The organism is Collimonas fungivorans (assembly GCF_028292705.1).
GTDB classification, from domain to species: domain Bacteria; phylum Pseudomonadota; class Gammaproteobacteria; order Burkholderiales; family Burkholderiaceae_D; genus Collimonas; species Collimonas fungivorans_B.
Genome location: NZ_JAQGLV010000356.1, coordinates 1 through 13,459, shown reverse-complemented (window position 1 = coordinate 13,459; position 13,459 = coordinate 1). Strand labels below are relative to the sequence as shown.

13 protein-coding genes are annotated in these 13,459 nt (G+C 59.9%); 7 read left to right on the top strand and 6 right to left on the bottom strand.

The genetic code is table 11. The features are described from left to right. Window positions 1-482 (top strand): FAD-dependent oxidoreductase (locus JWQ61_RS19810; RefSeq protein WP_304362019.1); only part of this gene is annotated, 482 nt, incomplete at its 5' end. Between the two features lie 38 nt (window positions 483-520). Here JWQ61_RS19810 and recQ read toward each other — a convergent pair. The 5 genes from recQ to JWQ61_RS19785 all read right to left on the bottom strand — a co-directional run bounded on the left by recQ (window position 521) and on the right by JWQ61_RS19785 (window position 5,153). Next, window positions 521-2,365: a DNA helicase RecQ gene (recQ, locus tag JWQ61_RS19805; protein ID WP_304362018.1), complete on the bottom strand. Its 1,845-nt coding sequence runs from the start codon at window positions 2,363-2,365 to the stop codon at window positions 521-523. Window positions 2,366-2,374: 9 nt separating this feature from the next. Continuing rightward, window positions 2,375-3,247, bottom strand: coding sequence for an undecaprenyl-diphosphate phosphatase (locus tag JWQ61_RS19800; protein WP_304362017.1), 873 nt, complete (start codon window positions 3,245-3,247; stop codon window positions 2,375-2,377). A gap of 58 nt (window positions 3,248-3,305) precedes the next feature. Further along, window positions 3,306-4,151: an undecaprenyl-diphosphate phosphatase gene (locus tag JWQ61_RS19795; RefSeq protein WP_304362016.1), complete on the bottom strand. Its 846-nt coding sequence runs from the start codon at window positions 4,149-4,151 to the stop codon at window positions 3,306-3,308. A 99-nt stretch (window positions 4,152-4,250) separates the two neighbouring features. Beyond that, entirely contained in the window at window positions 4,251-4,838 is a 588-nt protein-coding gene (locus JWQ61_RS19790) for a DUF1439 domain-containing protein (RefSeq protein ID WP_304362015.1), read from the bottom strand. Between the two features lie 33 nt (window positions 4,839-4,871). After that, window positions 4,872-5,153, bottom strand: coding sequence for a YkgJ family cysteine cluster protein (locus JWQ61_RS19785; protein WP_304362014.1), 282 nt, complete (start codon window positions 5,151-5,153; stop codon window positions 4,872-4,874). Between the two features lie 211 nt (window positions 5,154-5,364). On the opposite strand from JWQ61_RS19785, the gene JWQ61_RS19780 reads away from it, so the two are divergent. The 4 genes from JWQ61_RS19780 to JWQ61_RS19765 all read left to right on the top strand — a co-directional run bounded on the left by JWQ61_RS19780 (window position 5,365) and on the right by JWQ61_RS19765 (window position 8,436). After that, a complete protein-coding gene (locus JWQ61_RS19780; protein ID WP_304362013.1) occupies window positions 5,365-6,003 on the top strand; it encodes a TetR/AcrR family transcriptional regulator in 639 nt (212 codons plus the stop codon). A 68-nt stretch (window positions 6,004-6,071) separates the two neighbouring features. Further along, window positions 6,072-6,737, top strand: coding sequence for a protein-L-isoaspartate O-methyltransferase (locus JWQ61_RS19775; protein WP_304362012.1), 666 nt, complete (start codon window positions 6,072-6,074; stop codon window positions 6,735-6,737). 8 nt (window positions 6,738-6,745) lie between these two features. After that, entirely contained in the window at window positions 6,746-7,069 is a 324-nt protein-coding gene (locus tag JWQ61_RS19770) for a rhodanese-like domain-containing protein (RefSeq protein WP_304362011.1), read from the top strand. Between the two features lie 59 nt (window positions 7,070-7,128). Then, the gene (locus JWQ61_RS19765; protein WP_304362010.1) at window positions 7,129-8,436 is read left to right on the top strand and encodes a TolC family outer membrane protein; all 1,308 of its coding nucleotides are present in this window, start codon (window positions 7,129-7,131) and stop codon (window positions 8,434-8,436) included. 34 nt (window positions 8,437-8,470) lie between these two features. Here the strand turns inward: JWQ61_RS19765 and JWQ61_RS19760 are convergent, their stop codons facing one another. After that, window positions 8,471-9,112, bottom strand: coding sequence for a TetR family transcriptional regulator (locus JWQ61_RS19760; protein ID WP_304362009.1), 642 nt, complete (start codon window positions 9,110-9,112; stop codon window positions 8,471-8,473). Between the two features lie 255 nt (window positions 9,113-9,367). Here JWQ61_RS19760 and JWQ61_RS19755 point away from each other — a divergent pair, with 255 nt between their 5' ends. Together JWQ61_RS19755 and JWQ61_RS19750 are read left to right on the top strand one after the other, a co-directional pair. After that, window positions 9,368-10,603, top strand: coding sequence for an efflux RND transporter periplasmic adaptor subunit (locus tag JWQ61_RS19755; protein WP_304362008.1), 1,236 nt, complete (start codon window positions 9,368-9,370; stop codon window positions 10,601-10,603). Between the two features lie 11 nt (window positions 10,604-10,614). Then, the coding region (locus JWQ61_RS19750; protein WP_304362007.1) for an efflux RND transporter permease subunit at window positions 10,615-13,459 on the top strand (2,845 nt) is incomplete at its 3' end.

The following is a 13,459-nucleotide window of genomic DNA, read 5'->3' as shown; positions in this document are numbered from 1 at the left end:
CCGATGTGGTCCTGTCTGCGGTCGGCCTGCGTCCTGACCTGGCGCTGGCGCAGGCAGCCAAATTGGCTACCGGCCGCGGCATCATGATTGACAGCCATGGCCGCACCAGCGCTCCAGATGTCTATGCGCTGGGCGACTGCGCCGAGTACCGCGTCGACAGTGAAGGCCGCACCAGCCCCCTGCCATACATCGCACCGATCCTTACCGCAGCACGCGCGATTGCCAAGACCCTGACGGGTGAAGATACTGCGATCGACCTGAAACATTCACCGGTGATCGTCAAGACCCCGAGCTACCCGCTAGCGCTGGTGCCGCCGCCGTCACATGCCGTGGCGGCCGGACGCTGGGAAACCGAAGTGGATGGCGCGACCACCATCTGCCGCTTCTTTGATGCGCAAGGGGTGATGGTAGGTTTTGGGGTAGCTCCGCAAGAAGCGAAAATCAGGCAGGCCCTGATGGCGGCCTTGGGCACTACCGCTTAAATGGTCCGGCGGCGCTGCTGCCGAGCGCCGCCGAGACGTCAGGTGAATTCGGCAATCAGCTCGACAATTTCAGCGCCGTAAGTCTCCAGCTTCTTCTCGCCGACGCCGCTGACACCGCGCAGATCGTCCAGCGACGCCGGTTGCGCCTTGGCGATTTCACGCATGGTGGCGTCGTGGAAGATGACATAAGCCGGCACGTTGTGCTTGCGCGCAGTCTCGACCCGCCACCAGCGCAGCTTCTCGAAAATCGCCTGTTCCAGCGTCGACAGGTCGGTTTCGACATATCCCTTGGGCTTGCTGCCGCTGCGTTTCTGCTTGACCGGTTTCTGGTACTGCCGCAACTGCACCGGCTGCTCGCCGCGCAGCACCGGGCGCGCAGCGTCGGTCAGCTTGAGCGCACTGTACGCTTCATGGTCGACCGTGATCAGGCCCAACGCAATCGACTGCCGCAAGATGGCCCGCCATTCGGCTTCGCTGCGATCGCTGCCGATGCCAAAGGTGGAAAGCTGCTCATGGCGCCATTGCTTGATCTTGTCGGAATCGATGCCGCGCAAGACATCCATCACATGCATCGCGCCGAAACGCTGGTCGACCCGGTAGATGGTCGACAGCAGCTTTTGCACCACCACCGTGGCGTCGAAGGACACCGGCGGACTCATGCAGGTATCGCAATTGCCGCAGCGCTCGGAACCCTGGCCAAAATAATCCAGCAAACGCACACGCCGGCAATGCAGGGTCTCGCACAGGCCGAGCATCGCATCGAGCTTGACGCCCAGCACGCGCTTGAAGACTTCGCCGGCTTCTGATTCGTCGATCATGCGCCGCTGCTGCACCACGTCCTGCAAGCCATACGCCATCCAGGCATTGGCGGGCCCGCCGTCGCGGCCAGCGCGGCCGGTTTCCTGGTAATAACCCTCTATGCTTTTCGGCAGGTCCAGGTGGGCGACAAACCGCACGTCCGGCTTGTCGATCCCCATGCCGAAAGCGATGGTAGCCACCATCACGATGCCGTCTTCGCGCAGGAAACGCCCCTGGTTCTTGGTCCGCTGCGCATAGTCCATGCCGGCGTGGTAAGGCAAGGCCTGGATCCCCTGCTGCCCTAGGAATTCAGCGGTCTCTTCAACCTTCTTGCGCGACAGGCAATACACAATGCCGGCGTCGCCCGCGTGCTCGCTCTGGATGAAATCGAGCAGCTGCTTGCGGCCGTTGGCCTTCTCGACAATCTGGTAGCGGATATTGGGACGGTCGAAAGAGGAAACGAAACGCGCGCCCTGCTCCAGCTGCAGACGCAGCGCGATTTCCTCTCGGGTCTGCTGGTCGGCGGTGGCCGTCAGTGCAATTCGCGGCACTTGCGGGAAGCGCTCGTGCAAAATCGACAGCTTGATGTATTCAGGCCGGAAATCATGCCCCCATTGCGAAACGCAGTGCGCCTCGTCGATCGCGAACAGGGCGATCTTGGATGATTCCAGCAGGTCCAGGCAACGCGGCGTCAGCAGGCGCTCCGGCGCCACATACACTAGGTCGAGGTCGCCGTTGCGCACGCGGCGTTCGATCTGCGAGGCTTCTTCGTAGGTCTGTGTCGAATTCAGGAAGGCTGCGCGCACGCCGACTTCGGCCAGCGCGTCGACCTGGTCCTGCATCAGCGCGATCAGCGGCGACACCACCACGCCGACGCCGTCCCGCAGCAAGGCCGGGATCTGGTAGCACAGCGACTTGCCGCCGCCGGTCGGCATCAGCACCAGCGCATCGCCGCCGTTGGCTACGTGGCTGACAATCTCAGCCTGCTGGCCACGGAAAGAGGGATAACCGAATACCGTTTGCAGTATGTGGAGTGCTTGCGGGTCGGAACCGGCGGATACGTCTGGATGTGGCAAATGTGACATCAAATACTTTTAGCTAAGGAACCCGTTGTGTACAGCCGTCAGAAGGAAAATCCCCAAGGCGATGCGATACACGATAAACGGCCAGGTGGAAAATTTCTCCAGGAATTTCATCAATCCCCAGATCGCACCGAAAGCCGAGACGCTGGCGACCACCAGGCCGAAAATCAGCAGCATCCAGGTCTGCAGCGGCATATGCAGGTGGAACAGCACCAGCAGCTCTTTCAAGCCGGCCAGGGCGATCGCCGGCAGGCCGAGCAGGAAAGAGAAACGCGCCGCTTCTTCACGCTTGAAATTGAGGAACAAGGCGGCGGTCAGGGTCGACCCGGAACGCGATACACCCGGTATCAATGCCCCTACCTGCGCCAGGCCGACGATCAGGGCGTCGCGCAAGCGCATCTCGCCGACCGTGCGGCGATGGCGGCAACTCAGCTCGGCAATCGCCAGCAACACCCCCATGGCAATGCAGGCGTAACCGATCACGCTCAGGCTGCGCAGCGGCGAGCCGCAGGCGTTCAGCACCGGCGCCAGCGCCAGCCCGGCGATCCCGATCGGAATCGTCGCCAGGATGATCGCCATCCCGAGGCGGAACGACGGGCTGCTGAAATTGCGCTCGCGTACCGCGTTGATGCTGCCGACGGTCACCTCGCGCACGTCGCGCCAGAAGTAGCTGACCACGGCCGCCAGCGCCGCCAGCTGCATCGCCGCCGAAAACGCCGAGCCGGGATCGTGCCAGCCCAGTATGGCCGGGACGATGCGCATGTGCGCAGTGGAAGAAATCGGCAATAGCTCAGAGATGCCCTGAATTACGCCAAGGATCGCGACCTGCACATAATCCAGCGATGCAAACCCGATATCGGTACCAGCGGAACATACACCTGCCACAACACTCTCCTGTTCAGGGTGAGACAACTATCGTTTAAAACATGGACGACTCTCCGGCTCAATGCGTCCAGTTCACCCAGCCGGTGTAGCCGGTCACGATCACCACCAGGCCGAACACGATCCGGTACCAGGCAAACGCGGTGAAATCATGGCTGCTGATGTAACGCAGCAACCAGCGTACGCACAGAAATGCCGACACAAACGCGGCGACGGTGCCGATCGAAAACAGCGGGATGTCGGCAGCCGACAGCAGCGCGCGGTCCTTGTACAGCGAATAGATGGTGGCGGCAAACAAGGTGGGAATCGCCAGGAAAAACGAAAACTCGGTAGCCGCCTTGCGCGACAGGCCGAACATCATGCCGCCGATGATCGTGGCGCCCGAACGGCTGGTGCCGGGAATCAGCGCAAACGCCTGGGCCACGCCTATCTTCAAGGCGTCAAGCGCACTCATGTCGTCCACCGACTCGACCCGGGCGACACGGTCGCCGCCCTTGTTGCGGCGCTCGACCCAGAGGATGATGAAACCGCCGACGATCAGCGCAATCGCCACCGGCAAAGGCGCAAACAGTTTTTCCTTGATCATCTTGCTGAAAAAAAGTCCCAGTATCGCGGCCGGCACAAAGGCGATGACCAGGTTGACGACCAGCTTGCGCGCCTTGGGATCGCTGCCCAGGCCACGCAAGACCGCGCCGATGCGGGCCCGGTATTCCCAGCACACGGCGAAAATCGCGCCGGCCTGGATCGCGATCTCGAACACTTCGGCTTTTTCCCGCGTGATGTCGGCGGTGAAATCCAGCAAACTGCCGGCCAGGATCAGGTGGCCGGTCGACGAGATAGGCAGGAATTCGGTGAATCCCTCGACCAGGCCCATGATGAGCACTTTTAACGCGAGAATAATATCCATGTAGTGTGGGAGTAGTAAGAGAAAGGAAATCAAGCGCCGGGGCGAATGATACCGCCCTGGCAAACGTATTGTTGCGAGTGTTTTCTTAAAACCTGCCGGCTATTTTACCGGTTCAAACGTGACCACCAGATTTTCTGCCCGAGTGCCGATTTTTGTCGGCATGAAAGCGACGCCGGCATAATGCAGGTCTTCCGGTTTGAAGGTATATAGCGGCAGGTTGGTCAGCAGCTGATGCGCCAGCAGATTGCCGATCTGCGTCACTTGCGCAGCGTAGGTGTTGTCCAGTCCGTCGAGCACCAGGCTGTCCAGCTTCGGCTCCTGCAAGGTCACCGCGTTATGCGGGTTGTCCAGGAACAGTACGCCCGAGATCGCCATCTTGCCGTTCCACGACTTGCCCAGCAGCGGCATGGTCAGCACCACATCGGTTGTCATGGCCAGGCGATTCTGCCCGAGGCGGTTCTGCTCGGGCGGCAAGCTGAGCTGGGCCTTGTCGGCGGTAATTTCGAACAGACCCAGGTAACGCTGGGAAAACGGCAAACGCTTGTCTACCGATTGCTGCAATTTAGCCAATGGAAATTCGACATTGCGCGGTCCGATCAGGGCCGCGCAGGAAGACAGCAACAGCCCAGCCAGCACAACCAGCAGCGCCGGCATCTTTGTAACGGAGGTGAAATTTTTCATTTGCATTCGGATTTTCCTTATTCTGTCTGCAGACAGACCCTACGCGGCGGTTAAACGTTCCAGCGTCGCCAGGTAATGCATCGCATGCGCCCGGGAACTGCCGCACATGTCCGGCGCCGGCTGCAGGCTGGCGCACACCGCGGGACGGTCGGGACTGCCGAAAATCCGGCAAAGATTGGCTTGGTCCAGCTGGATGCAGCGCACGCCCGCCGGTTTCCCGCCGGGCATGCCGGGGATAGGCGACGAGATCGATGGCGCCGTACAGCAGGCGCCGCAATCCGGGCGGCAAGCGCTGCCTTGCGCACTCATTTGCGCACTCATGCCCCGCCCTCGCCAATGAATGGTTTTTTTGAAAACATCTGCAGCCTGTGGCAATACCGATTTAACCGAAGGCCAGATTCTACCGGCAATCGCCGCGCGTACCCTTAAGTTCCGGTGCGCCTATCGACCTTTCTTGACACTCCCACGGTTGCCGCTTACATTACTGACTCTTAAGTCAGTAATAAGTAGTAACTGAGGAAACCAAGTATTCATGAACTGCCCTTTCAGCTCCAAACCCCGTTGGGCAAGACGCAAGGACGCGCGCCCGCAGGAACTGCTGGCGGCCGCACTGGACTTGTTCGTCGAACGCGGATTTGCCGCCACCAGGCTGGGCGACGTCGCGGCCCTGGCGGGTGTATCCAAGGGCACGTTGTACCTGTATTTCGAGAGCAAGGAAGAATTGTTCAAGGCAGTGGTGCGTGAAAACATCTTGCCGGCGCTGGCGGAAGCGGAAGATATCATCGACGGCTACCAGGGTCCCAGCGTCGACCTGTTCCGCGAAATCCTGCTGGGCTGGTGGGAGCAGATCGGCGCCACCAAGCTGGCCGGGATCACCAAGCTGCTGATGGCCGAGTCGGGCAATTTCCCGGAGCTGGCGGCCTTCCATCGCGAAGAAGTCAGCGAACGCGGCGAAGCCATGATCGTGCGCATGCTGCAGCGTGGCATAGAGCGCGGCGAGTTCCGCGCAATCGATGTGCGCCAGACCGCCAACGTGCTGATCGCGCCGGTGATCATGCTGATGATGTGGCAACAGCCGCTCAACCCCTGCCATGTGGAGCCGGTGGATGCCGGCAGTTACCTTGACAGTTTTATCGATCTTTGCCTGCACGGCCTGGTCAGCAAAGCGTAGCGTGCAATAGGTTTTGAGGGTGGCCTTTGATAGAATAAGCCCTTTATTTTCACTACCGAGCCTTAACCATGAATATCGAACAAGCCCGCTTCAACATGATCGAACAGCAAATTCGCCCTTGGAACGTGCTGGAACTGGACGTACTGGAATTGCTGACGGTAGTACGGCGCGAGGAATTCGTCCCTGCCGCTTACAAGAGCCTGGCGTTTTCCGATACCGAAATCCCGCTGCCCGGCCCGAACGGCGAAAGCATGCTGGCGCCCAAGGTCGAAGCGCGCCTGCTGCAGCAAGCTGCCGTGAAGAAACATGAGCAAGTGCTGGAAATCGGCGCCGGCTCTGGCTATATGGCGGCTTTGCTGTGCTACAAGGCAAGGCATGTGACGACGGTAGAAATCGATCCCGAGCTGAAAGCGCTGGCCGAAAAGAACCTGGCTGCCTACGGCATCACCAATGTCGAGGTAGTGCTTGGCAACGGCGCCCAGGGTTGGGATCAAAGCGCAAGCAAGACCTACGACGTGATCGTGATTTCCGGTTCGCTGTCGACCCTGCCTGACGCCTTCCTCAAGCAGCTCAATGTCGGCGGCCGGATTGTCGCCATCCTGGGCGAAGCGCCGGTGATGTCGGCGCAGATCATTACCCGCACTTCGGACAGCAACTACAGCACGGTCCACCTGTTTGAAACCAACGTCAAACCGCTGCGCGAAGCTGCCGTTCACTCCCAATTCAAATTCTAAGCCTGCCTATGCAACATCTCACCGCCTCAGAACTGGCCGCCTGGATCGCCGATCCGCAGCGTCCGACGCCGTTGTTGCTGGACGTGCGCGAACCGTGGGAATACGAGACCTGCCACATTGCCGCGGCGCAGCTGATGCCGATGCAAACGGTGCCGGCGCGCCTGAATGACCTGGAAGAGGACCAGGCGATCGTCTGCATCTGCCACCACGGCGCGCGCAGCATGCAGGTCGCCTCGTTTCTTGAGCGCCAAGGATTCTCCGCGGTCAGCAACCTGACCGGCGGCGTCCACGCCTGGGCGCAGCAGGTGGATCCGGCCATGCCGACCTACTAGGCCCCAGGCCCTGTTGAGCCAGACCATACCCACCTGCCGCCACTGTTCCGGAGAGTGTAATGCGCAATACCCTGATGGCCTCGTTGATCGCAAGCGCATTGCTGACTATGGCCGTGAATGCACATGCAGTCGACCTGGTCCAGACCTATCAGCAAGCGCTGGCCAACGATCCGGTATACACCAGCGCACGCTATGCGCTCAGCGCCAGCAATGAAACCAGCATCCAGGGACGCGCCGCCCTGCTGCCGGTGGTCGGTTTCGGCGGCAACTACAGCCGGGCCGGAGAATCCTGGAAAACCATCACCAACAATTACAGCCTGCAGCTCACCCAGCCGCTGTTCCGCCCGGCGTATTGGCAGCAATACCAGGAAAGCAAGCTGTCGGTCGCCGCCGGCGAGGTAACGTTTGCCCAAGCTGAACAAGACCTGATGCTACGCGTCAGCCAGGCTTACTTCGATACGCTGACGGCGCAAGACGTGCTGGCGACGCTGCAAGCCCAGAAAAGCGCGATTGCCGAGCAGCTGGCATCGGCCAAACGCAATTTCGAAGTCGGCACCGCCACCATCACCGACAGCAACGAGGCGCAGGCCAGCTACGATCTGGTGATCGCGCAGGAAATCGCCGCCGGCAACAACCTCGAAGTCGCTCGCAACGTGCTGCAACAGATTATCGGCAAGCCGCCGGCGCCGCTGGCGACCCTGCGTGCCGGCGTCCAGCTGAGCGCGCCGCAGCCGGCTGCGATCGAGAGCTGGGTCAGCAGCGCCGAACAGCAGAATTTCGGCGTGGTCGGCCAGGAAATTGCACTCAGTAGCGCAAAATACGAGATCAAGAGGAACCGTGCCGGCCATCTGCCGACGGTCGACCTGGTGGCCAGCCGCGCGCATTCGGATGTCAGCGGCAGCCCCATCCCTTTTTATAATCTTTCGCAGATGACCAACTCGATCGGCGTGCAGTGGACTATCCCGCTGTATGCCGGCGGCGCCGTCAACAGCGGCGTGCGGCAGGCGGTAGCATTGGAAGACAAGGCGCGCTCGGATCTTGAGAGCGCGCGCAGGAATGCAGCATTGAATGCGCGCCAGGCCTATCTGGGCGTCAATAGCGGCCTGGCCCAGATCAAGGCGTATGAAGCGGCGGAGATTTCCAGCCAGTCGTCGCTGGACTCGAACCGGCTCGGTTACCAGGTCGGCGTGCGTATCAATATCGATGTGCTGAACGCGCAGCAGCAGCTGTATTCGACCCGCAGGGATTTGGCCAAGGCGCGTTACGATACGCTGATGAATAGCCTGAAGCTGAAGTCAGCGGTAGGCGCCTTGAAAGAAGAAGACCTGCAGCAAATCAATGCCTTGCTGACGCCGGCGGTATATTAGGCGACTCGAAGGCGCGCTCAGGTTTCGCTGGTTTTCAACCGCTTTTTTTCAACAAAAACGGCGAAGTCTTGAACATGTGGATGCAGTTGTCGACCACCTTCGAAACGTTTTCCGCCAGATCAAAACTCTGCGGACTGAAGGTCCAGTTGTTCAGGATGCCGAACAGCAAGCCTTGCACCATGACCGCAGCCAGTATAGGATCGAGCTCGCGCGGCAACTGCCCTTTCGCAATCGCAAATCGCAACAAGCGTTCGATATCGGTGCGGCCTTGCAAAAAACATTCGTGCTGGCGAATATAGATCGGATCTTCCGGATCGACCAGCTCACATTTATGCAGGACGATTTCAAAAATCTTGCGCGACTCCGGATTCAGCGTCGCCTCCTGCAGGGTAAACAAACATCTGTTGCGGAACTGGTTCAAAGGATCATGCGCATTTTCGTCGGCGGTTCTTTCTATCATCGCCTCCATCGGCAGGCGCACCCGCTCGCACATTGCATCGAATAAGTCGCTCTTGTTCTTGAAGTGCCAATAGATAGCTCCGCGCGTTACGTCAGCGGCGCTGGCGACGTCAGCCAGTGTGGTGCGCGCTACGCCATGCTGGTGAAACACCTCGGCCGCCGCATCCAGGATGCGGCCGCGGGTTTCCAGTGCCTCTTCTTTTGTACTTCTAGCCATTTTGAGCCGACCTCCAAACTGTTACGATACTTTGTGCATTTGCAGCAAATAATTAATTGGCAATACAGACATCGTATATACACAACGCATACATTCATGCATGTATGTATAATAGCAGCATTCCGGCTGTTCCACCCGCTTTCTGGCAAAGCATCCGGTGCACCAAAGCAATTACTTATATATCCTATGTCAATTCCAGAAATAGAGTCACCTGTCAGATTTGCAGTCTTTCCTCAATTACCGTGCGAGAATTTTATGAATTCAGTTAGCTCTATCAGTCGTCTCACGCGTATCACCCTGGCTATCGCGCTCCTGTCCGCAGTTGCCGCCTGCGGCAAGAAACCGGAAGCCCAAGCGCAACCGCCAGCCGGTGTTTCCTTCGTCACCATCGCCCCGGAACGCCTGGCCCTCACCACGGAATTGCCAGGTCGGCTGGAAGCTACCCGTATCGCCCAGATCGGCGCCCGGGCAGCCGGCATCGTGCTCAAGCGGAATTTCCGCGAAGGCAGCGATGTAAAAGCTGGCCAGACCTTGTACCAGATCGACCCGGCGCCGCTGCAAGCCGCTTACGACAGTGCGCAAGCGACTTTGGCCAAGGCTGAAGCAAACCTGACTACCGCGACCCTGAAAGCACAGCGCTACAAGCCGCTGGTGGACGTCAATGCGGTCAGCAAACAGGATTACGACGACACCTTCGCCGCCCAGAAGCAAGCTGCGGCAGATGTGGCATCCGCCAAGGCCGCTCGCCAGACCGCCAGCCTCAATCTCGGCTACGCCACCGTAACCTCGCCGATTTCCGGCCGCATCGGCAAGGCGCTGGTGACCGAGGGCGCGCTGGTCGGCCAGGGCGAAGTAACGCAGCTGGCTGTGGTGCAGCAGATCGATCCGATCTACGTCAACCTGACCCAGTCCAGCACCGACATCCTCAAATTGCAGCAGGCAATGAAGAGCGGCCAGCTGGAAAGCGCCGGCGCCGGCCTGGCCAAGGTCACCCTGGTGACTGAAGACGGCCGCACTTACCCGCAAACCGGCAAGCTGCTGTTTTCCGACTTGACGGTCGACGCCAACACCGGTTCGGTTACGCTGCGCGCTGAATTCCCTAACCCGGACCGCAGCCTGTTGCCTGGCATGTACGTACGCGCCAAGCTTGAGCAGGCAGTCAACGCCTCCGCCCTGACCGTGCCGCAACAGGCCGTCCAGCGCGACCTCAACGGCGCTTCGGTGTTCGTGATCGGGGCCGACAATAAAGTGGCCGTACGGCCGGTGACCGCCGATGTCGCGCAGGGCGACAAGTGGATCGTCACTGAAGGCCTGAAGGCCGGCGACAAGGTAATCGTTGATGGCTTGCAAAAGGTGAAACCAGGCGCGCCGGTCAATCCGTCGCCATGGAAGCCTAATGCTGCCCCGGCAGCCACAGCCGCACCCGCTGCAGCAGCCGGCGCCAGCGCCAGTGCCGCAGCTGCGTCAGCTGCTACATCTACTGCTAAATAAGGAGCCTATTAATGGGCAAGTTTTTCATCGACCGCCCCGTATTTGCGTGGGTGCTCGCCATCTTCATCCTGCTCGGGGGTGCTTTGGCGATCACGCAATTACCGGTGGCGCAGTATCCTTCGATTGCACCGCCAACGATTGTCGTTAGCGCCTCCTATCCCGGCGCCACCGCGCAGACCATTGACGATAGCGTTACCAGCCTGATTGAACAGGAAATGAACGGCGCCGACGGCTTGCAATACATCGAGTCGCAAAGCCAGGCCGACGGTTCGGTATCCATCACCGTTACCTTTACCCCGGAAACCAATGCCGACCTGGCAGCGGTGGACGTGCAGAACCGCCTGAAACGGGTTGAAGCACGGCTGCCTGCGGTGGTTACGCAGAACGGTGTGCAAGTCACCAAATCGCGTAGTAACTTCCTGATGTTCATCGGCCTGTCCTCGACCGACGGCAAGCTCGATCCGATCGCGCTGGGTGATTACCTGTCGCGCAACGTGCTCAATGAAATCAAACGGGTGCCGGGCGTAGGCCAGGCACAGCTGTTCGGTACCGAACGCGCCATGCGGATCTGGATCGACCCGGTCAAGCTGGTTGGCCTGAGCCTGACGCCGGCTGACGTGACAGCCGCCATCACCGCGCAAAATGCGCTGGTCGCCGGCGGTACGTTGGGCGATTTGCCTAGCCCGGGTACACAGCAGATCTCCGCGACCGTGGTGGCAACCGGCCAGCTGAATACTGTCGAACAGTTCGGCAATATCCAGCTGCGCGCCAACTCGGATGGCTCGATCGTGCGCCTGCGCGACGTGGCTCGCATCGAAATCGGCGGCCAGTCCTATGCGACTGCCGGCCGCCTCGACGGCAAGCCGACATCGTTCGTCGGCGTGCAGCTGTCGCCAACCGCCAACGCGCTCGGCACTGCTACCGCTGTGCAAGCCAAGATGAAGGAACTGTCCAAGTACTTCCCGGCTGGCGTCAAATACGAAATCCCTTACGACACTTCGAAATTCGTCAAGATCTCGATTGAAGAAGTGGTCAAGACCCTGGTGGAAGCGATCATCCTGGTGTTCCTGGTGATGTACCTGTTCCTGCAAAACATCCGCTACACCTTGATTCCGACCGTGGTTGTGCCAGTGGCGCTGATGGGTACATTCGCGACGCTGCTGCTGTTCGGCTTCTCGATCAACGTGCTGACCATGTTCGGCATGGTGCTGGCGATCGGTATCCTGATTGACGATGCGATCGTGGTGGTGGAAAACGTCGAACGCATCATGAGCGAAGAAGGTTTGTCGCCGCGCGATGCGACCCGCAAGGCGATGGGCCAGATCACCGGCGCGCTGATCGGCATCACCCTGGTGCTGATTGCGGTATTCATCCCGATGGCGTTCTTCAGCGGCGCGGTTGGCGCGATTTACCGTCAGTTCTCGCTGTCGATGGTCGCTTCGATGGTGTTCTCGGTACTGATGGCGTTCACGCTGACCCCTGCGCTGTGCGCCACCATCCTGAAACCGGTGGAAGCAGGACACCACCATGAGAAGAAGGGTTTCTTCGGCTGGTTCAACCGCAAGTTCAACGCAACCACCAACGGCTATCAGGGCGTGATCGCCAAGATGCTGACCAAGACCGGCCGCTACCTGGTGGTGTACGGTGCGATCCTGATTTGCGTAGGCGTGCTGTACACGCGCTTGCCGGCTTCGTTCCTGCCGGCCGAAGACCAGGGCTACATCATCACCAACGTCCAATTGCCTGCGGGCGCCAGCAGCAACCGTACATTGGAAGTCATCAAGCAGATCGAAAAGTATTACGCGAGCCTGCCTGCCGTGGCCAATGTGGTGGCAATTACCGGCTTCAGCTTCTCCGGTAACGGCCAGAATGCCGGCCTGGTGTTTACTCCGCTGAAGGACTGGAGCGAACGTGGCCCGGCTGATTCTGCCGATGCGATCGCCGGCAAGGCGTTTGGCGTGTTCTCGCAAATCAAGGACGCCATCGTCTATCCGCTGAACCCGCCGCCGATCCCGGAACTGGGTAACGCCACCGGCTTTACTTTCCGCCTGCAAGATCGTTCGGGCCAGGGACACGCTGCATTGACGGCAGCACGTAACCAGATCCTGGGCATGGCGTCGCAAAGCAAGATCCTGGCTGGCGTCCGTCCTGAAGGCCTGGAAGATTCGCCGCAAGTGGAGCTGAATATCGACCGCGACAAGGCCAACGCCCTGGGCGTATCGTTCAGCGCCATCAACAGCACGCTGTCGACCGCGCTTGGCTCATCTTACGTGAACGACTTCCCGAACCAGGGCCGTCAGCAACGCGTGATCGTGCAGGCGGACGCGCCGCAGCGGCTGCAACCGGAAGACCTGGCCAGGCTGTATGTCAAGAACACCCAAGGAACCATGGTGCCGTTCTCGTCATTCACTACCTCGCACTGGATCAAAGGTCCGGTACAGCTGTCGCGCTATAACGGCTATCCGGCGATGAAGATTTCCGGCGGCGCAGCGCCTGGCCACAGCACCGGCGAAGCGATGGATGAAATGGAAGCGTTGACTGCCAAACTGCCTCCTGGCTTCGGCTTTGAGTGGACTGGCCAGTCGCTGGAAGAAAAAACTTCCGGTTCGCAAGCACCGATGCTGTACCTGCTGTCGCTGATCGCTGTATTCCTGGTGCTGGCGGCATTGTATGAAAGCACTTCGATCCCGCTGGCAGTGATGCTGGTGGTGCCACTCGGTATTCTCGGTGCGCTGCTGGGGGTTACCTTGCGCGCCATGCCGAACGACGTGTACTTCAAGGTCGGGATGATTACCGTGGTCGGCTTGTCGGCCAAGAATGCGATTCTGATTATCGAATTCGCCAAAGACCTGCAGG

Bases quoted from the DNA above. Each gene is read 5' to 3' on its own strand.
- recQ (WP_304362018.1), bottom strand. From the start codon at position 2,365: ATGTCACATTTGCCACATCCAGACGTATCCGCCGGTTCCGACCCGCAA.
- JWQ61_RS19795 (WP_304362016.1), bottom strand. From the start codon at position 4,151: ATGGATATTATTCTCGCGTTAAAAGTGCTCATCATGGGCCTGGTCGAG.
- JWQ61_RS19790 (WP_304362015.1), bottom strand. From the start codon at position 4,838: ATGCAAATGAAAAATTTCACCTCCGTTACAAAGATGCCGGCGCTGCTG.
- JWQ61_RS19785 (WP_304362014.1), bottom strand. From the start codon at position 5,153: ATGAGTGCGCAAATGAGTGCGCAAGGCAGCGCTTGCCGCCCGGATTGC.
- JWQ61_RS19780 (WP_304362013.1), top strand. From the start codon at position 5,365: ATGAACTGCCCTTTCAGCTCCAAACCCCGTTGGGCAAGACGCAAGGAC.
- JWQ61_RS19775 (WP_304362012.1), top strand. From the start codon at position 6,072: ATGAATATCGAACAAGCCCGCTTCAACATGATCGAACAGCAAATTCGC.
- JWQ61_RS19770 (WP_304362011.1), top strand. From the start codon at position 6,746: ATGCAACATCTCACCGCCTCAGAACTGGCCGCCTGGATCGCCGATCCG.
- JWQ61_RS19765 (WP_304362010.1), top strand. From the start codon at position 7,129: ATGCGCAATACCCTGATGGCCTCGTTGATCGCAAGCGCATTGCTGACT.
- JWQ61_RS19760 (WP_304362009.1), bottom strand. From the start codon at position 9,112: ATGGCTAGAAGTACAAAAGAAGAGGCACTGGAAACCCGCGGCCGCATC.
- JWQ61_RS19755 (WP_304362008.1), top strand. From the start codon at position 9,368: ATGAATTCAGTTAGCTCTATCAGTCGTCTCACGCGTATCACCCTGGCT.